The organism is Desulfatibacillum alkenivorans DSM 16219, from assembly GCF_900142135.1.
Taxonomy (GTDB): Bacteria; Desulfobacterota; Desulfobacteria; order Desulfobacterales; family Desulfatibacillaceae; genus Desulfatibacillum; species Desulfatibacillum alkenivorans.
This window is the reverse complement of sequence record NZ_FQZU01000028.1, coordinates 19,121-37,274: the sequence shown is the minus strand read 5'-3', so window position 1 is coordinate 37,274 and position 18,154 is coordinate 19,121. Positions and strand designations below refer to the sequence as shown.

Here is an 18,154-nt window from a genome sequence, read left to right as displayed (position 1 = left end):
GGATTTGGTACTGTTGGATCATGGACAGGGGCTTGCGCCGATGATCGGCGTTGGGGCGGCAATCCGGCAAAAAGCGCGGAAGCGCTTTCACGCGATGCGGCCCGCAAAGAGTGGAAGGACATGGTTTGGATGCGGCTAACCGGCCCTAATCCAGGGCTTCCCGCACTTTGGCCGCCAAATCGGCCTTGGTGAAGGGTTTGGGCAGAAAATGAACGCCTTCCTCCACCACGCCTTTTTGGGCGATGACGTCGGCCGTATATCCTGAAATAAATAAAACCTTGAGGCTGGGGAACATGCCTTGGAGCGTTTCGGCAAGCTCCCGGCCGTTCATTTGCGGCATGATCACATCCGTGACTAAAAGGTCGATTTCCTTTCCGCGGCTTTTGGCCAGTTCAAGGGCTTGGAGGGGGCTGGGCGAGGACATGACTTCATACCCCAGGCCGGTCAGGATTTTTTCCCCCAGTTCAAGGATGGGCTCGTCATCCTCCACAAAGAGGATGCGCTCTCCGCGGCCGAGGGGAAGGTCAGCGGGGGCCTCGTTTCTGTTTTTGGCAAGGGGTTCCTTTTCAACGCATCGAGGCAGGTAGATCCTGATGGAGGTTCCCTGTTTTAACTCGCTGTCAACGCAGATGAAGCCATTGTATTGCTTGACGATGCCGTAGACTGTGGAAAGTCCGAGCCCGGATCCTTTTCCCACTTCCTTGGTGGTGAAAAAAGGATCGAATATTTTGTCCAGGGTTTCAGGGTCTATGCCTTGGCCGTCGTCGCTGACTGTGAGCGCCACATAGTCGCCGGGAACGAGATCTGTGTTTTCGGCGCAGGTATTCACGTCGCAGGCGGTATTCTCCGTGCTGATAGCAATCCGGCCGGTGTCGGCAATGGCGTCCCGGGCGTTAATGCAGAGATTGGCCAAAATTTGATCAATTTGCGAAGGGTCGATTTTAAGGGGCCAGATTTCCGTGCCTGGCCTCCAGGAGAGGGTGATGTGCTCTCCGATAAGCCTTTGCAGCATGGTAAGCATTTTTTCAATGGCGTCATTCAGATCGATGACTACGGGGGCTGCGGTTTGCCGCCGCGCAAAGGCGAGAAGCTGCCTGGTGAAGTTGGCGGCGCGTTGCGCCGCCTTATGGATTTCCTGAAGATAGTCGTACAAAGGATCGGCCGGATTAAGGCCTTCCAATCCCAGTTCCGAGTAGCCGACAATGACGCTGGACACATTATTATAATCATGGGCTATGCCGCCCGCAAGCCTGCCGAGGGACTCCATTTTCTGCGCCTGGGAGATTTGGGCCTGCATTTGAACCCGCTCGGTGATATTCCGGCCAATGCCCAGCACTCCCACAAAATGGCCGTCGTCCCGGTACATGGGCGTTTTAATGGTTTCCAGCAGTTCCTTGTGGCCGTCATCCGCAAAGGTGATTTCCTCTTCATTAACGCTGGGGCTTCCCTTTTCTATGGCTAGCTGGTCGTAATGGCGAAAAAAAGCCGCCAGTTCCTCACCTAAAAAATCACGGTCGGTTTTTCCAATAATCTCTTCTTCCTTGGCCCCGAAAAACTTTTCAAACCGGGTATTGCAGGCAATATATCTTCCGTCGGGATCCTTCAGCCAAACCAAGTCGGGAATGGTGCGAATCAGGGTTTTGAACATGGCTTCGCTTTCACGAAGCGACTCTTCCGCCTTTAAGCGTCTTGCCAGAAAGACGGCGACGATGCACCCGCTAATGAAGCACGCAATCAAAAAGGAAGTCCGAACGAAAAGGGAATGGGGAGGAACCTGTAAAACCAGCGATTCCATTAGGGTTTCCGGACCCTCCAGCACCAGAAAGGACAGGTTTTTATGGAAAAACATGTACTCAAAGATTCCGTCAATAATCCAGAAGAGCAACCCGATGACAATCGCGGCGAATAGCACCTTTATGTAACTTTTGGTTATCCTGTTCATTAAAAGTCGAATGGCTCCGTCATGGGGTTTCGATATCATTGAAAACAAATTCTGCGATTTTTAAAAGATTTTTCGGAGGCTTGTAACCAATGATCCTGGCGGTCTCAAGGTTAATGGCCAGGGTCAGTTCTTCTTTCATGACCTGATTCAAATCCCTGGGTTTGGCGCCGTTAAATATCAAGGCGATATCTTTGGCGTAAAACGCCCCGTACTCTCTAAAATTCTTTCTTCCCACGCTCATAAGGGCGCCGGTTTTCACGCAGACCATTCCCCAATTGGACCAGGTGGGTATCTTATGCTCCATGAGCGGAGCCAGGACTTTATGCATATTTTCCGGCGCCGCTCCTTGATGGGCGCTAAAATAAAAGGCGTCAATCTCCGGAGCGATTTTTTCCAGGCATTTTAAATAACCCTGAACGGCCTTTTCCTCTGAGACGTTGGTATCAGGGGTATAGCAGTCCACCAGTTCAAAGCCTCGTTCTTTGGCCACTGTTTTTAAGTCTTGTTCATTGGAGTAGGCCTTGGCTTCGGGCGAGTCTTCACACACGTAACCCAGCCTTTTGAATTGAATAATGTCGTGGAACAGGCGGATTTGCCGCAGATAGCGGGTCGGGTCGCATTCCACCGTTACATGGTCGAAGCCCGAGTCCTTGGCGCTTTTGATGATTCCCGCCTGAATGGGATCCGTGGAGGACATGACTATGGTGGGGACGCTGTGCTTGTTGTTGGTCAGGTCCAGGCCGGCCCAGGTTCCCATAGCCATGATGAGATCCACTTTTCGTTCGTGCAGCGCTTTTATGCAGGCAAGACGGTTCGTCTCCCTGGCCTCGTCCTCCCAATTTGAGGACCAGAAGGCATCCTCTGCAAATTCCAGATAGGGGCTTTTAATAGTGCGGGCCAGCCATAGCCACAAGGCCCTGGCGTCGTCGGGCCTCCCGTGCTTGGGGGGGGCGAATTTTTCCATCCACCCCAGTTCGGAAAGGCCTATGGCGGTTTCAAGCAGGCTTTCGTAGTAGTCGGGCCAGGGGCCGCCTTCCAAATACCCGATGCGCCACTTGACGCCGTTGTTTGTCTTGGGCGCCGTCCCGGCCAAGGCCGCCGGCGCCGGAAACAGCAAGGCGGAGATGATCAAGGCGGCAATTAATGCATGGGACGGGAGTTTAACCTTTTGCATAGCGGCCTCACGACGACAAGTGGATCCAACCGGTTATATTTTTATGGTAAATCCTTTGGACCAGAGCATGGCGCCAAGTTTATTGGCGTCATTATGAGTGCGCAAATGCACCGGAAGTTATGCAAGATGTATTCCATGCTGACGGCGCCGGGAGATTTTATATAGTCGCATGCTGGTAGGTGGCGTCCTTGCCTGTCTGGCCGAAGGCGCCTACGTCGCCGCCCGTAAGATCGGGCCAGTCCGGCTTATGCATGGTGACGATGAGAGCGTCAAACAGGATGCCCATAATCTCAAAAACCGAAAAGGCGGGCGTCGGTTTGGCAAGCTGTTTCTGCGCCCATGCCAGACGGGCGAGGTGGTTTTTCATGCGCTCCAGATCGCCGAACAGCTTAAGCGCCTGGCGCTTGACCCTGGTTTGGGCTGCATTGCCGTCCGGAGTATTTGCAAGCCGCACTTTTTGCTGGTTCAGGCTTTTGGCGGAAGCGGCGAAAAGTTTTTTCTTGGCGTCTTTGCTGGTGTATATTTTTTGATTGAGTATTCTTGCTTTCAAAGCCTCAAGCACAATTTCGCTTTCAATAGCGAGCTCTTCCTGCAGCATGACCACGGCGGTTTCATCCAGAGTAATCTTCAAAGTGCGCAGCGCCTCTTCCTTTTGCTGGCGCTTGGCGTCAAACTCCGCCATGGCCGACTGCCAGAACAATTTGCTTGTTTCCTTGATCAGGTCCAGAGGGGTTTTTCCCTTGGGCGCCTGGCTGAACATCTTGGGCAGCTTGGGCAGGATTTTGCCTGTTTTGGGAAACAAGGTTTTGCCCGTAGCGACGCGATAGATCATGCCCAAGGTGGCTTGCCAATCCTGGTAATGGAGCATGCGGCCCACGTCGCCCCAGGCCAGGGCAATGATTTCATTGGCGAAAAGGTGGCTTGGCGTGGCGTAATTGGGGGTGCCGCCCAAAAGCGGCTGCTCCATGGATCCGGGCTCGCCGCCGGAGAAATCAGCCGCGGTTTCCACGTCGATGAGGCCGATATTATATTCCCCGGCGTTGGTTAAAAAATAAGGGTAGTTGTCGGGGTTGCCGGCCACCAGGAGATTGTCCGGCTTCAAGTCCCTGATGGACACTTTGGAGGTGCGCAGCCATGCGAGAAGCTCCAGGAGGTTGACGATGATGGTTTCCATCTGGGGCTTGTTCCGGAAAAACATCTTTTCCCTGATGTATTCCTTGATCATTTTCCGGTACGCGTTGACCGTGGAAGCCTCTTCCTCCATCAATTCGTTGAGGGCTTTGTTTAAGTCGTCCAGAATTTTGGCATTGCCGTCCGCATCCTCGGCCTTGACGGTTCTTCCCGCCAGATGGATGAGAAACCAGTTGCGTATCCGGTAATCCTGGACCGCGTTGGCCAGTTTGTGCCGGATCAGGACGGCGCTGGCAGCGGCGCGGCATTTGCCGTATAGGTGCTGGAGGTCTTCGCAAAGGGATGCGAACTGGTATCCGTAACGGCCTTCAAAATCGTCGATTTCCCAAATCAGATCATGGTGGCCTAAAATTTCCTGGGCGTTCCTGTCTTTATCGCCCTGCATTTTAGCGACGATGCCTCCCAGGAAGTAGTATTTCGCCAGATCCATAAAATAAACGAAGGACCCGTTGATTTTCAGGAATTCCTGAGTCCGGGGATCCTCCATGAGCCATTTGATGTAGACCTCCTCAAACTGCATGGGCGAAAGGTCTTCCGTATCGTCAAAGGTGCGGATCATTTTCAGGATAACGGAAACCCTGGGGACGATGCATTCCCTTGGCGCCAGGCGGTCCACGATTTTGGCGTCCCGGCGTATGCTTTCGATATACTCCTGGAGATTGTTCTGCTCCATGGGGGGAATTTTGAGGACCATGTGCACGTCGTAGATGACGAAAAAGCACTTGCTGCGGCTGCCCGTGTCCTCGCCCAGGGGCGTGATGGTCATGCGCCGGGTGTGGACGTCTTCTCCGATTCTCACTTTGAGTTCATACAGGGATTCCGGGCCGTGGGCGTCCGAGTCGAGGGCCGTGTATTTTCCCATGCAGGAGGGCGGGGCGCCTATCTGCTTTCTGTACAGGTTCAAAAAGAAATTGACGACGTCGAGTTTGGTGGTTTCAGGACGAGGCTTGTCCGATTGTTTGGGGGAAGACGTGCTATTGTCTTCTTCAAGGATGATGGTTTTTGTCTTTTCGACCTGGAACATGGATCACTCGATTTTTTTTCAGGCGCCGGCTCGGAAGGACGGCGCAATCCCGGGTCAGGGTAGCTTGTAAGCGGTCTCTCGTTGCTTTATACCGTAATTTTCATGCTGATGTCCACAGCTCGTGCGCCGTGGGTCAGGGCCCCGCACGACAGGATGTCAACGCCGGTCCGGGCCATCGTGCGGATGGTCTCTTTTTTTATGCCTCCGGAAACCTCCACCAGGGCCTTTCCCGCTATCAATTGGACGGCCTGGCTGATTTGGTCCGGGTTCATATTATCCAACATGATTACGTCCGCTTTTGCGTCAAGCGCTTCCTGCACTTCATCCATGGAAGCCGCCTCCACCTCGATGCGCACCATATGAGGAGCGCCTTTACGAGCCAGGGCCACCGCCTGGGCGATGCCGCCCGCCGCCACGATGTGATTGTCCTTGATCAGGACGCCGTCAAAAAGCCCCATGCGGTGATTGGATGCGCCGCCGACTCTCACGGCGTATTTTTCCAGCAGCCTCCAGCCCGGGGTGGTTTTTCTGGTGTCCACCAGTTTCACGTCCAGGCCATTGGCCTCCTGCACGTGGGCATGGGTGTGGGTGGCGATTCCGCAAAGCCTTTGGAGAAAGTTCAGGGCAGTCCTTTCGCCCCACAGCAAGGGGCGCAGCCTGCCCGAAAGCCTGGCCATGGTGTCCCCTGGCCTGGCGCGGGCGCCGTCGGGAGTCAGGACGTCGATGCGGATTTCCGGGTCCACGGCGTCAAAGACAATGCGCACCATGTCCATGCCCGCCACAAGGAGGTCTTCCTTGGCTTTGATAACGGCTTCGCCCTTGCGATCCGGCGGCACGATGGGGTCGGTGGTGATGTCTCCTGTGGCCAGGTCCTCTTCCAGGGCGAGGGCTACAAGCCTTGTGACGATGCCGGAGACTTCCAGCCCCGGACGCCATGCGTCCGGGGCCGGAGCGGAATTGTTATCCTTGGTCGCCATGAATTTCACGCACCTTTTCCAGATTCGATTCCAGATGTTCCCGTTTTTCCGTCATTTCAGCCTGCTGTCCGCGGACCTTTTCGACGACGTTGTCGGGAGCTTTGGCCAGGAAATCCTCGTTATTGAGTTTTTTATCCAGCTTCACCAATTCCTTGGTGAGTTTGGCGATTTCCTTTTCCAGGCGGGCTTCTTCCTTGTCCAGGTCGATGACGCCCTCCAAAAGGACGTACACGGAGGCTCCGTCCACAACCGCCGTGGCCGCGCCCTTGGGCCGTTTGCCTCCCACTTCCAGGGAGGACAAGCGCGCCAGATTGGAAACCAGGCCGCTTTCCCTGGCGAGGGCTTCCTTGGCGAAATCGTCCGTAGGCTCGATAATAGCGGCCAGGGCCTGGTTGGGCGGGATGTTCATTTCGCCGCGGATATTCCTCACCGCGGTGACCGCCGCCATAACCAGCTCCATTTCCTTTTCCGCGTCCTTATCCGGACCCAGGCCGACGGCCTCATCAACAGCCGCGGGGTAGGGGGCCTTCATAATGGAGCCTTCGGCTCCCGGCATGTGATGCCAGATTTCCTCGGTCACAAAGGGGATGAAAGGATGCAGCAGAACAAGGGCGTCGTTCAACACCCTTTGCAGGGTCGCCACGGTTGCGTTGCGTTCTTCTTCCGCCCCTTCCCTGTATAGTATGGGCTTAATGGCTTCCAGGTACCAATCGCAGAATTCGTGCCACATGAACTTATAAAGAATGTTGGCGGCGCTGCTGAACTGGTAGGCCTCCAGGTCTGCCTCCACCTGCAGGATGACCTGATTAAGGCGGGAGAGAATCCACCGGTCCGGTATGGCCGTGGACTTGGAAGCCTTGGCGGCGGCGTCCGGGTTGTTTTCCACGTTGGTCAGGGTAAACCGGGCGGCGTTCCATATTTTATTGATAAAGTGGCGGTAACCCTCAATGCGCTTGACGGACAGCTTGATATCCCGGCCCATGGCCGCAAAAGAAGCCAGGGTGAACCGGAATGCATCCGTGCCCTGGGATTCGATGACTTCCAGAGGATCGATAACGTTCCCCTTGGACTTGCTCATCTTTTCGCCGTTCTCATCCCGCACCAGGGCGTGGATGTACACGTCCTTAAAGGGAACTTCATCCATGAACTGGAGGCCCATCATCATCATGCGGGCGACCCAGAAAAACAGGATGTCAAATCCGGTGATGAGCACCGACGTGGGATAGTAGGCTTTAAGCAGTTCGGTCTGATCCGGCCAACCCATGGTGGAGAAGGGCCAAAGCGCCGAACTGAACCAAGTGTCCAGAACGTCGGATTCCTGCTGCAGATTGGCGGATCCGCAGGGGCATTTTTCGGGGTCCTCCAGGCGAACCATAACTTCACCGCAGTCCTGACAGGTCCAGGCCGGGATTCTGTGGCCCCACCAGATTTGGCGGGAGATGCACCAGTCCCGGATGTTGTAGAGCCATTCAAAGTAGGTTTTTTCCCACACTTCAGGCACGATCCGGGTCTTTTTGGATTCCACGGCCTTGATGGCTTTTTCAGCCAGGGGGCCGGCCTTTACGAACCATTGCTTGCTCAGATTGGGCTCCACCGTGGTTTTGCAGCGGTAGCACTGGCCCACGCCGTGATCGTGGGGCTCGACCTTTTTCAACAGCCCCATTTCATCCAGTTTTGCCACGATGGCCTTGCGGCATTCAAAGCGGTCCATGCCTTCGAACTCGCCGGCTTCGGCGGTCATGCAGCCGTCTTCCCCGATAACCTTGACCCTGGGCAGATCGTGGCGCAGGCCGATTTCAAAGTCGTTCACGTCATGGGCCGGGGTGACTTTCAGGGCGCCTGTGCCGAACTTCAGGTCCACGTAGGAGTCCTTCACGATGGGGATTTCCCGGTTCATGATGGGCAGCATGACCTTTTCGGCGGTCAGGTCCTCATACCGTTCGTCTTTGGGGTTGATGGCCACCGCCGTGTCGCCCAGCATGGTTTCCGGCCGGGTGGTGGCCACGATCAGTCCGCCTTCCTGGTCCACAAAGGGATACAGGATTTGGTAGAGCTTGCCGTCGGTTTGTTCGTGCTCCACTTCCAGGTCGGCCAGGGCGGTATGGCACCGGGGGCACCAGTTAATGATGTAGTCGCCCCGGTAGATCAGGCCCTGGTCGTAGAGGTCCACGAAAACCTTGCGGACGGCCCTGGACAGGCCTTCGTCCATGGTGAACCGCTCCCGGTCCCAGTCGCAGGAAGCGCCCAGGCGTTTGAGCTGGTTGATGATGGCGCCGCCGTATTGTTTGCGCCATTCCCATACTCTTTCGATAAAGGCCTCCCTGCCTACCTGATGCCTGTCCGTGCCTTCCGAGGCCAGTTGCCGCTCCACCACGTTCTGGGTGGCGATGCCTGCATGGTCGGTTCCCGGCATCCACAGGACGTTGTCTCCTTTTGAGCGGCGGTACCGGCACAGGATGTCCTGCAAGGTGACGTTCAGTGCATGGCCCATGTGGAGCACGCCGGTTACATTGGGCGGAGGGATGACGATGGAGTATGTGTCGTCCCCGCCTTCTTCCTTGGCGGCGAAAAGTCCTTCCGACTCCCAGAATGCGTACCAGTGCGCCTCCACGTCGTGGGGCTCATAGCCTTTATCGAGTTTGGAATCCATGATGTGTTTAATCTCCTGCAATTTGCAGCTAATGTTTTGAATTTAATAATATATTAGCTGCCCTTAAACGTGAAAAAGGGGATCAATCGCTTAATCCCCAGTCCATAAAACTAGTAGGAATTTAAAAAGCGTTAGTCACGCTTCTGTTGAAGCCTTCTTAATTCCTTGGCCACAGCCTGTTCCACAGCGACCGTGATTATGCGATCAATCTTTTGGGATACAAGCTGACGTACTACAGCGGCTACATTAGCGCCTATAGTATAAGGGTCCAAATAACCGTAATCATCCGAATCCAAATCAGAGGAGTCGAATGCTTCCGATTCCATGATTCCTTCGGGGTCGCTCAAAAGGACGTCGTCCGCATTGGACAGGTCCGATTCCAGGTCAATGCCGATGGCGCCCATAAGGTCGTCGTCGCCTGCAGCGCCGAAAGCTCCGGATCCGTTTGAGTCGTCGTTTGTAGTGCGATTGTCCTTAGAAGGGGCGTAGCTGTCTTCCATAAGCCTCTCTCCGTAGGTTCTTGGCGGATATGACAACAATTTTCGGAACCTTAGCAAGAAGAATAGTCTGTGTCAAGCCAATTAACGCCATATACGACCGGATCCGGCCTTTCCCTTGATGCTCTAATTCCCTTATGTTATTAAGGAAATGTCAATCGAGCACGGACGAATCCGGAAGCCGGCGGGCCGCCGTCCACGGCTTTGGACGACGAGTCGTCCTTTTAATTACAATAGCCACGTGATGTCAATGATTGCCTTGGAAAAACAGGAGAAAACGCCATGGCGGAAATCAGACGTTTTTATATAGAGCCGGAGCAGATAACGGGCGACAGGGCTTTCATTACGGGCCAGGACGCAAAGCACGCTAAAAAAGTCCTTAGGCTGGCGAAGGGGGATCCCGTCATCCTCCTGGACAACAGCGGCCTGGAATATAAGGGGATAATACTGTCCGCGGGCGCCAGGGACATGGAGGTGGAGATACAGGACAGGCGGTTAGGGGCCACGGAAAGCCCATTAAAGATCGATCTCGCCATGGCCATGATCAAAACCAGCAAGATGGACAAGCTGCTAAAGGGAGTCACCGAACTTGGAATGCACGGCTGGCGCCCCTTTTACGCGTCGCGATCCGTGCCCAAGGTCAAGGACCCTGAAGATCGGCGGGAGCGCTGGAAAAAGATCGCAGCGGAAGCGGTCAAGCAGTGCGAACGGGTGCGTTTGCCGGAAGTGGATGCGCCTGTGAGCTTTGAGGAATTGTGTGCGATTTCCGCTGAGTACGATCTGGGCGTGGTTTTTTGGGAAAAATCCCGCACGCCCTTTCAGCAGGTGCTCCAATCCCGCATAGACTCCCCACCCAGGTCCGTGTTGGTGGTCATTGGCCCGGAAGGGGGATTCGAAGACCACGAGGCGGCCCAGTTGAAAGAGTCCGGCATGGTTCACGCAGGCCTGGGGCCGCGCATACTTAGAGCGGAAACAGCGGCTTTGGCCGCTTGCGCGCTGATCCAGGCCGGCTTTGGAGACTTGGGGGGCCTGCCCAGGCTTGCCGTCCGAGCGTGAGGACGCACCGCTCCTGCCGGCTTGAAGGGTTTCTCGTCTTCAGCCGCGGGTTCGACCCTAATTGTCAGCTTGAGTATTAATCCGGTCCGGGCGTGTTACAAGCGCAGGCCGCCTTTCGCCTGCTCCGGCGTGCTTGCCGCTGAGTTGCCGCGCCTATTAGGGATGATCAGGATTTAATGACGTTGGTCGCCGCAGGCCCTTTTTGACCTTGCTCCACATCAAAGGAAACCCTGTCGCCTTCCGCAAGCGTTCTAAAGCCTTTTCCGGTTATGGCGGTATAGTGCACAAAGACGTCTCCGCCTTCTTCCTGCTCAATAAAACCATAACCCTTTGCGTCATTAAACCACTTTACTGTACCGTTTGCCACGGGACTAACCTCCTGCTTACTTGTTAATTGCACGAAAAATCGTTTTCGTGGTTGAAAATCGTCGGACCACGGCCAGATGTGCGCCTCGTTCGCTCGGAGCATCCGGATGCAAGCCTTTTGGAACCAGGGGAATGGGCGGCGTCTGGAAAACGTCATAGGGTGCGGGCAAACATCAAGTCCGGAAATGTTTGCAGGTTTGAGCACATCAATCGAAAGCCGTTGCGGCTGAATTGGAAAGAGGGCGCCTCCCGGGAAAGAGAGGCGCCTTATTTCTCAGGCCTGTAGGCCGACTGCTCTTTGGTTACAGCTTGACTACGTTAGCTGCTGCAGGGCCTTTTTGGCCTTCTTCTACGTCAAAGCTAACACGATCCCCTTCTGCAAGGGTTTTGAAGCCTGAGCCGGAAATGGCGGAATAATGAACAAACACATCCCCACCTTCTTCGCGTTCGATAAAACCATAACCCTTGGAGTCATTAAACCATTTTACTGTTCCGTTTGCCAAAGTACTGACCTCCTACTGATAGTGAAAAGAAAATACAGTTTCGAACCCGGAGGGCGCACTTTTTAAAAAATGCACGTCTCCTAAGTTGAAACCAGCCCTGCGTTGCTTTTATGCATGGGGTATAGTTAACAATAGTTGAGAGCCGTTATGAAGTCAAGAAAAAAAATGCTGGAAAAGGGGAGATTAATACTTTTTTGTGAAAAAAAATGAATTGGGAAGTTCGCTCCTATGTCTCGGATATAATAGCATTCCCTGAATACACAATCGTGAAAAAAACCGCCTTCTCCTACCGACCGCGGCCTGTGAAAACGGACGCGAAACCCGCCGCGGGGCATGGCGTATAACGCTAAATGTGAATCAAGTTCATAAAATCCTTTCCGCCGCCCCCATATCCAGCATTTTAAAGCCTACGCAGTCGCCCGTATACGAATCTTTTGCAACCAATAGAAGATATTTGTAATTGCTTATTCAGCATTTGTTTGGATTTGGTTGCATTTTTTGGGCTGCTGAAACAACCTTTGGTCAGCGACTGCGGTCTTTGAGCTTGCCCACCTTACATGACGGATAACGGCAAGCGGATGGTGAACCTGGCGCCTAGCCCGGGGTGGGAGCTGACTTCCATGCGCCCCTGATGGGCTTCCGTGACAATAAAATACGAAACGGACAACCCGAGCCCCGTTCCTATACCCGTGGGTTTGGTGGTGAAAAACGGCTCAAAAATCCGTTTGCAGACCGTTTCTTCCATGCCGGGTCCGTTGTCCTGGATCTCCACGCAGGCCATGCCGCCTTGTCTTTTGAGCCGTAAAATAATTTTCGGCTGCTTGCCGGAGCCCGAAGCGGCCTGCATGGCGTAGGCGGCGTTTTGAAGCACATTAAGCAGCACCTGCTGGATTTGAGGCCTGTCGCAAGGAACGGGAGGAATCCCAGGCTCGTATTCCTTGACGATTTTTATGGAGCGAAAGTCGTGTTTTTTCTTTAAGTCGTAGTCCGTCAAGGCAAGCTCCAGGGTGGAGTCCAGGAGCTCCGCCAGATCCTCGTGAGTCGTCTGAGCGCTCCCTTTTCGGGCGAAGCTCAGCATATTTTCCACGATTTTGGCGGCCCTCACCCCCGAGGATTGTATGGTCTCAATCATTTTCGGAATGCCCCGGTCCTCCATAAACTGGTGTATGGCTTCCATGGTGGTTCCGGCGCGCTCCGCCGCTTGCCGGTTTGCCGGGACGTCCTTCCCTGTCAGGCGGGTGGACATGACCTCCGCCATCTGCATCATGCCGGCGAGAGGATTGTTGATTTCATGGGCCATGCCCGCTGCGAGGCCTCCCACGGAGAGCATTTTTTCGGACTGTACGACCAACTCCTCCATCTGGACTTTAGAGGTTACGTTATCCACACGGATGACGGCGCCTTCCATTCCTTCGGAAATCAAGGGGTATATGGTGAAGTCTTCATACTCGAACAAGTTGTTTCCCCGGGTTATTTTTTTTCTGTGCTGGACGATTTCCCGATTGTGGATGCTGTCTGAAATTTTTTCCCAGAGGGCGGAGTCGGCGGGGTACACTTTTTTCAGATCCCTTCCCGCCGCTTCTTCTTCTTTGACGCCGGTGACTTTTTCAGCATGCTGGTTCCATTGGGTCACCTTGCCCTTTCCGTCCACTCCAATGAGCACCGAGGGCATGGAGTTGATGATGTCTCCCAGATAGTTCTTGAGCGCCCTGAGTTCCTTTTCCGAGTCCTGGCGGATATGCACCTCCTTTACAAGAAGGCGGTTTTTTACGACAATTTCACTGACGGCCATAAGGCACAGGGCCAGGAGAAGCAAAACCAGCATGGTTTCCAGGATAAACGTCTTCCATCGGAAATCCGCTTGCTCCTTTCTGAGATCCTCCATGTACCGGCCCACGCCTATGTAGCACTCCAGTTCCTGGACGCCCATAACGAACGAGATTTTTTCTTGAGGCGCGCCGCTGCCCGGCGGCATATAAAAATAGCGGACAAAACCGCCTTCCGGCTTGTTTTCGGCCGTTTTGACCAACTCCCGGATGATGTACACGCCATGGCTGTCTTTCAGATCCCACTGGTTGGTCATCTCTTTGTCCGGCTCAAAGGGCTGAACCAGCATGGTCCCGTCATAGGCGCTCATGAAGACGTAATTGTCTCCATGGGATTCCGTAAAGGTCATGCGGCGAACAAGGTTTCTGACTTCCGCAATGCCGGCTTCGCGGGAAATATCTCCTGATCGGCATCCGGCGGCGATGGGCTCGATGGCGTTCCGGGCGATTTCCACCAGCTGCTTCATTTGATCCAGGCGCTGGCTTTCGATTACCTTTACGTGCTGCCTGCTCACATGGTCGAACAGGCCTATAAACGCGGCAAAAAGGACGAGGGAAAGGACTATGACCTTGAAGACGGGTTTTTTCCGAAGGATCATCCGGACATTCGGGGTATGATTGATTGCATCGTTCATTAACCTGGGGCGATCTGCTCCTGTTCCGGCCTGCCTGGAATGCCTGTTATATCGATTATTTTATCTTCGCTCCGCATTCGGTGCAAAAATTGCCGGAAGGATCAAGAGGCGTCCCGCATGCATTGCAGCAGCCGGCGCCTTTAAGCAATGCTTTGGTTTGGGCGAGCATCCTGTTGATTTGGTCCTGCGTAAGTTTCAACTGTTGCGCGAAGTGGAGGATTTCCTTTTTTTCCTCCATAGCCAGGGTGTTGTCGGCCATGGAAACCAACAGCATGTCTTCCAGGTTTCGCACCTGGTCGGAAAACCGCCCGACGGGCGTGATTTGATAATTCCCGCCGTGAACCAGAGCGACGGCCTGTTCCAGCAAAGCATCATCCGCGCCCAATTCCAGGCGCACCTTTTCCACAATTTCCTGCTCCTGATGCGTGAACTTTTTGTCCGAGCCTGCAATCATTAATATATTGGCAAGACAGGCCACTACATCGTTTTCGTTCATGGGGGACTGCTCCTTTAGTAGATTTGGATGAATTTATACCATGGCTGGTTTTGCATGGCAAGAAAACCAAAAGTCAAAAAAGGCGCCAAACGGGCCGGTTCGGCCATGTTCCATAAAATAAGGATGGGAATAAAAACTCCATTGTATATTAGGGGCAAAACATTGCCTGGCGAGATGGAAGATGATAATAAGGCCCAAGGTCTTGGATCCATCCTTTCTCCCCATTGCACAAGGAGTATTATCATGAATATTCAGGTCAATTATTCCAACCGCATCAAAAGAATGATCGAGCAAATGCAGGCCCTGGGCATTGACGCTTTAATAGGCACCCGCATGGTGAGCGTTACTTTTACCGCCGGGGCCTTTGCGCCCTGGAGGGGCGCCGTGATCGTCACCCGAGACGGATATGTGGGCCTGATTAATTTCATGATCGATCAGGAGCGGGTCAAGGCGGAGTCCTGGCTGGACGAGATCATCCCCTACGCCCCCATTCCCGGCATGGACATGCCTGATATGGTGGTCCATAAAATCAAGGAGCTTGGCCTGGAAAAAGGCGTTTTAGGGGTGGAACTGGGCCATTCCCCCCGGGGAAACACCGGGTACTTGACCTCCACCGAGTACGACTTGTTCAAGGAAGGCCTGCCTGAGGCGACATTCGTGAACGCCCTGGACGTGGTGGATATGGCCGGGTACGTGAAAGATCCCGAGGAAATCGTCCTCATGCGCCAGGCCACGGCCATGGCGGACAGCGCTATTGAAGAAGTCCGCAAGGCGCTTTGCGTAGGCATGACCGAAGCCGAAGCCGTGGGCATCGGAGAAATGGAGCTCCGCAGGCTTGGCAGCGAATATCATTGGGCCGTTACCGGCTCCACCGAGGCGGCTTCGGGGTTCCGCTCCTGCTACAATATGTGCGGCACCACCCAGCCGACGGACAAAATCCTCCAGGCCGGGGACAACATGATCGTGGATTTTCATCCCACGTACCGCACTTTCATGTCCGATCTCTCCCATAACTACCTTTTAGGCAAGCCGAACCCTGAGCAGCAGAAGCTGGCGGACGCCTATCTGCGGGCCGCCGAAACCCTGGTGACCAATTTAAAGGCCGGGAACACCATCGGAACGGTCTGGCATGCCGTAAACGACAGCCTGACCAAGGACGGATACATCCAATACACCGTGCCGTTTTTCGGGCACGGCCTGGGCGTGCTGGGCCATGAGTGGCATCCGCCCATCGGCAACGCAGAGCCGTATACGGAGATCGTGCTGGAAGAAAACGTGGTGGAGGTGGGCTTTTTATCCATCACCGTGCCCGGAGTCGGAGGCATGCGCCTGGAATGCCCCATCCGGGTGACTTCAACGGGCGGGGAAATGCTAAGCGCCACGCCGTTGGCCATGACCGTGGTGGACATTTAGTCCTTTTCATCCGGATCTTCCTCTTCCGGGGTCCTGACTTTTGGCAAGCGGATGATGAACTTGGCGCCCTTGCCGGAAGGCGACTCAACTTCCATGGTTCCCTGATGAACCTGGGTGACAATAAAAAACGACACGGAAAGCCCAAGCCCGGTGCCGATCCCGGCGGGCTTGGTGGTGAAAAACGGTTCGAAGATCTTGGCCCGGACCTCCTCGGGGACGCCCGGGCCGTTATCTTCAATTTCCATTCTCACGAAGTCCGGCTCATCGACAAGCCGCAGCCAGACGGCGGGCTCCTGTTCTTTCGGATTTCCCTCCATGGCCTGGGCCGCGTTTTTCAATAAATTCAGGATGACCTGCTGCAGCTTCCCCGGCTCTCCCGGGACAGACTGGATTGTATCGTCATATTCCTTGATAATGCGGATTTTGGAGAATTTCGAGTCCCGGTGCAGGCTGAGGTCGTTGGCCGCGATTTCCACGGTTTTATCCAATAGCAAATCAAGGCTGGTATCCTGAACGCCGCTTTGCTGATTGGTGCGGCTGAAATCCAGCATATTTTCCACAATGGAGGAAGCCCTTAACCCGGTTTCGAAAACCAGGTTCAGCAGTTTTACAATTCCCCGTTTTTGCAGGTAATCCTGGAGAGCGTCAAAGGACAGGCCGCTTTCGCCGGCCTGTTGCAGATTTTTTTTGGAGTTCCAAGTCAGACGGTGGGTGACCACCTGAACGTTTTGGATGATGCCGCCCAGGGGATTGTTAATCTCATGGGCCATGCCCGCAGCCAAGCCGCCCAAGGAGAGCATTTTTTCCGACTGCATCATCATTTCTTCTATGTGGACCCGTTCCGTGATGTCATCGATCCTGATCACGGCCCCTTTTTCCCCTTCGAAAACAAGTGGAAAAACCGTGAAATCATAGTACTTGCCATGCTCCGGCCGGCTGCCGGCGACCTTGCTTTTTTTTACCGAGGCGTTGCTTTCCATGGCCTCTTGCACCATGCCCATTTTGCCCGCCATCTTGGGCAGGACGTCCTCCAGATATTTGCCCTCCGCATAGGCCGCTTCTATGCCTGTGGAGTTTTCGGCCTCCTGATTCCACTGGGTGACCAGCCCCTTTTGATCCACCGCAACCAGAATGGAAGGCATGGAATTGACAATATTGGAAAACAGGTTTTGAAGCTTGCGCAATTCCTGCAGCGCTTCCAGTTGTTCGCTGACGCTGGTGACAAAGCCCTCAATGGCCTCCAATTGGCCGTCTGCCGAATAAATTCCCCGCCCTTTTTCCCATACCCATTTTTCCCGGCCGGCCTTGGTGATCAGGCGGTAGACCACCACAAAAGGCTTCTTGCCGGCAATGCAGGACTGTACTTCGTCCCATACCATCTCCTGTTCGTCGGGGTGAATCAGGGCGTTATATGAAGTCACCCTATTGCCGACGATTTCATCGCATGAATACCCGGTCAGATCCAGGCTGCCTTGGCTGATGAATTCCATGGTCCAGTTCTGGTCGTTTCTGCACCGGTAGGCCATGCCGGGAAGGTTGTTCATCAGCGTGGCCAGTTTGCGCTCGCTTTCGTGCAGTTCGTTTTCCAGCGAGGCTTTGTTGCGCTGCTCCTCCACAAGCCGCCACATGCCCTGCATGAGCAAAGTAAACTGCCGTACGTCGGTTTCGTCATAGGGCTCTTTTTTGTTGGCAACCCCGGCAATGGCCGCCACCTTGCCCCTGACTATCACCGGCAGGTTCATGTGTCTTTTGATGGGCGCATGCCCTGCCGGGAGGCCCTTTTTGGCCGGATTGGGAACGGAGTAGTCGTTGGTGACAATAGGCTTCTTTTGGCGGAAAGCCTCGCCCCATAATCCCGTTTCCTCCACCTTGTACACCATGGGCTTGTCCTCCATTGCGCACAGCTCCATGGCGTTCTTTGACCAGGCTTGTATGGTCAAGACGGCCTGCTCTTCGTCCATAAAAGCCAGGTAGCCCATCTGGCTTTTGGTCAGCCGAACCGCCTCGTCCAGAACAAAATGGACTATCTCGTCCAAGGGCGCTTCGGTCATGGCGCTCAGGTCCACCAGGGTTTTCAGGCGGGATTCTTCAAAGGACTGTTCTGCCTCGTCTCTCTGGGATATAGAGTTGAAATAAATCAGGAAAAGTGTGCAAAGACACAGCACTGCCGTCAAAACGGCCCAGAGGCGCAAGCCGCTTGAGGAGGCCAGGATAGGGAACAAAATAGCGCCAATTATAAAAAATGCCAGTATAGGTATGGTGGTCAGCGTATTTCGCTTGGTAAAAAACATGGAATGGCCCGATCTAAACTTGAGCAAGAAAAAAATGGCCGAAAAGAGTTATTTTTACATAAAATCCAATAATACTTGCATCTGATAATTCTTGTCAATTATTCACAAGCCAC

13 protein-coding genes are annotated in these 18,154 nt (G+C 54.2%); 2 read left to right on the top strand and 11 right to left on the bottom strand.

The genetic code is table 11. The annotated features are described in order from the left end of the window. Positions 1-145: 145 nt before the first annotated feature. From BUE18_RS19065 to BUE18_RS19040, 6 genes are all read right to left on the bottom strand, one after another. Entirely contained in the window at positions 146-1,942 is a 1,797-nt protein-coding gene (locus BUE18_RS19065; RefSeq protein ID WP_073477774.1) for a PAS domain S-box protein, read from the bottom strand. 19 nt (positions 1,943-1,961) lie between these two features. After that, the gene (locus BUE18_RS19060) at positions 1,962-3,116 is read right to left on the bottom strand and encodes an ABC transporter substrate-binding protein (RefSeq protein ID WP_073477773.1); all 1,155 of its coding nucleotides are present in this window, start codon (positions 3,114-3,116) and stop codon (positions 1,962-1,964) included. 157 nt (positions 3,117-3,273) lie between these two features. Beyond that, entirely contained in the window at positions 3,274-5,331 is a 2,058-nt protein-coding gene (locus BUE18_RS19055; protein WP_073477772.1) for a protein kinase family protein, read from the bottom strand. Positions 5,332-5,417: 86 nt separating this feature from the next. Beyond that, on the bottom strand, positions 5,418-6,308 hold the full coding sequence (nadC, locus tag BUE18_RS19050) for a carboxylating nicotinate-nucleotide diphosphorylase (RefSeq protein ID WP_170868409.1): 891 nt from the start codon (positions 6,306-6,308) through the stop codon (positions 5,418-5,420). Next, positions 6,292-8,958, bottom strand: a complete 2,667-nt coding sequence (locus tag BUE18_RS19045; protein WP_073477771.1) for a valine--tRNA ligase — start codon at positions 8,956-8,958, stop codon at positions 6,292-6,294. Before BUE18_RS19045 ends, nadC begins: the two co-directional genes overlap by 17 nt. A gap of 131 nt (positions 8,959-9,089) precedes the next feature. Then, entirely contained in the window at positions 9,090-9,458 is a 369-nt protein-coding gene (locus tag BUE18_RS19040; RefSeq protein WP_073477770.1) for a hypothetical protein, read from the bottom strand. Between the two features lie 279 nt (positions 9,459-9,737). Here BUE18_RS19040 and BUE18_RS19035 point away from each other — a divergent pair, with 279 nt between their 5' ends. After that, positions 9,738-10,511 (top strand): RsmE family RNA methyltransferase, encoded by a 774-nt coding sequence (locus BUE18_RS19035; protein WP_083611146.1) that lies wholly within the window; start codon positions 9,738-9,740, stop codon positions 10,509-10,511. Positions 10,512-10,677: 166 nt separating this feature from the next. Here the strand turns inward: BUE18_RS19035 and BUE18_RS19030 are convergent, their stop codons facing one another. From BUE18_RS19030 to BUE18_RS19015, 4 genes are all read right to left on the bottom strand, one after another. Beyond that, positions 10,678-10,878: a cold-shock protein gene (locus BUE18_RS19030; RefSeq protein WP_012609647.1), complete on the bottom strand. Its 201-nt coding sequence runs from the start codon at positions 10,876-10,878 to the stop codon at positions 10,678-10,680. Positions 10,879-11,179: 301 nt separating this feature from the next. Continuing rightward, complete coding sequence (locus BUE18_RS19025) at positions 11,180-11,380, bottom strand: cold-shock protein (RefSeq protein WP_073477769.1); 201 nt, start codon at positions 11,378-11,380, stop codon at positions 11,180-11,182. Between the two features lie 553 nt (positions 11,381-11,933). Further along, positions 11,934-13,841, bottom strand: coding sequence for a cache domain-containing protein (locus BUE18_RS19020; protein WP_073477768.1), 1,908 nt, complete (start codon positions 13,839-13,841; stop codon positions 11,934-11,936). Positions 13,842-13,896: 55 nt separating this feature from the next. Continuing rightward, positions 13,897-14,337, bottom strand: coding sequence for a zinc ribbon domain-containing protein (locus BUE18_RS19015; RefSeq protein WP_073477767.1), 441 nt, complete (start codon positions 14,335-14,337; stop codon positions 13,897-13,899). Positions 14,338-14,580: 243 nt separating this feature from the next. On the opposite strand from BUE18_RS19015, the gene BUE18_RS19010 reads away from it, so the two are divergent. Continuing rightward, positions 14,581-15,750, top strand: coding sequence for a M24 family metallopeptidase (locus tag BUE18_RS19010; protein ID WP_073477766.1), 1,170 nt, complete (start codon positions 14,581-14,583; stop codon positions 15,748-15,750). On the opposite strand, the gene BUE18_RS19005 is transcribed toward BUE18_RS19010, so the two are convergent. After that, entirely contained in the window at positions 15,747-17,915 is a 2,169-nt protein-coding gene (locus BUE18_RS19005) for a GAF domain-containing protein (protein ID WP_244549345.1), read from the bottom strand. The genes BUE18_RS19010 and BUE18_RS19005 overlap by 4 nt on opposite strands. Between the last annotated feature and the right edge of the window lie 239 nt (positions 17,916-18,154).

Bases quoted from the DNA above. Each gene is read 5' to 3' on its own strand.
- BUE18_RS19065 (WP_073477774.1), bottom strand. From the start codon at position 1,942: ATGAACAGGATAACCAAAAGTTACATAAAGGTGCTATTCGCCGCGATT.
- BUE18_RS19060 (WP_073477773.1), bottom strand. From the start codon at position 3,116: ATGCAAAAGGTTAAACTCCCGTCCCATGCATTAATTGCCGCCTTGATC.
- BUE18_RS19055 (WP_073477772.1), bottom strand. From the start codon at position 5,331: ATGTTCCAGGTCGAAAAGACAAAAACCATCATCCTTGAAGAAGACAAT.
- nadC (WP_170868409.1), bottom strand. From the start codon at position 6,308: ATGGCGACCAAGGATAACAATTCCGCTCCGGCCCCGGACGCATGGCGT.
- BUE18_RS19045 (WP_073477771.1), bottom strand. From the start codon at position 8,958: ATGGATTCCAAACTCGATAAAGGCTATGAGCCCCACGACGTGGAGGCG.
- BUE18_RS19040 (WP_073477770.1), bottom strand. From the start codon at position 9,458: ATGGAAGACAGCTACGCCCCTTCTAAGGACAATCGCACTACAAACGAC.
- BUE18_RS19035 (WP_083611146.1), top strand. From the start codon at position 9,738: ATGGCGGAAATCAGACGTTTTTATATAGAGCCGGAGCAGATAACGGGC.
- BUE18_RS19020 (WP_073477768.1), bottom strand. From the start codon at position 13,841: ATGAACGATGCAATCAATCATACCCCGAATGTCCGGATGATCCTTCGG.
- BUE18_RS19015 (WP_073477767.1), bottom strand. From the start codon at position 14,337: ATGAACGAAAACGATGTAGTGGCCTGTCTTGCCAATATATTAATGATT.
- BUE18_RS19010 (WP_073477766.1), top strand. From the start codon at position 14,581: ATGAATATTCAGGTCAATTATTCCAACCGCATCAAAAGAATGATCGAG.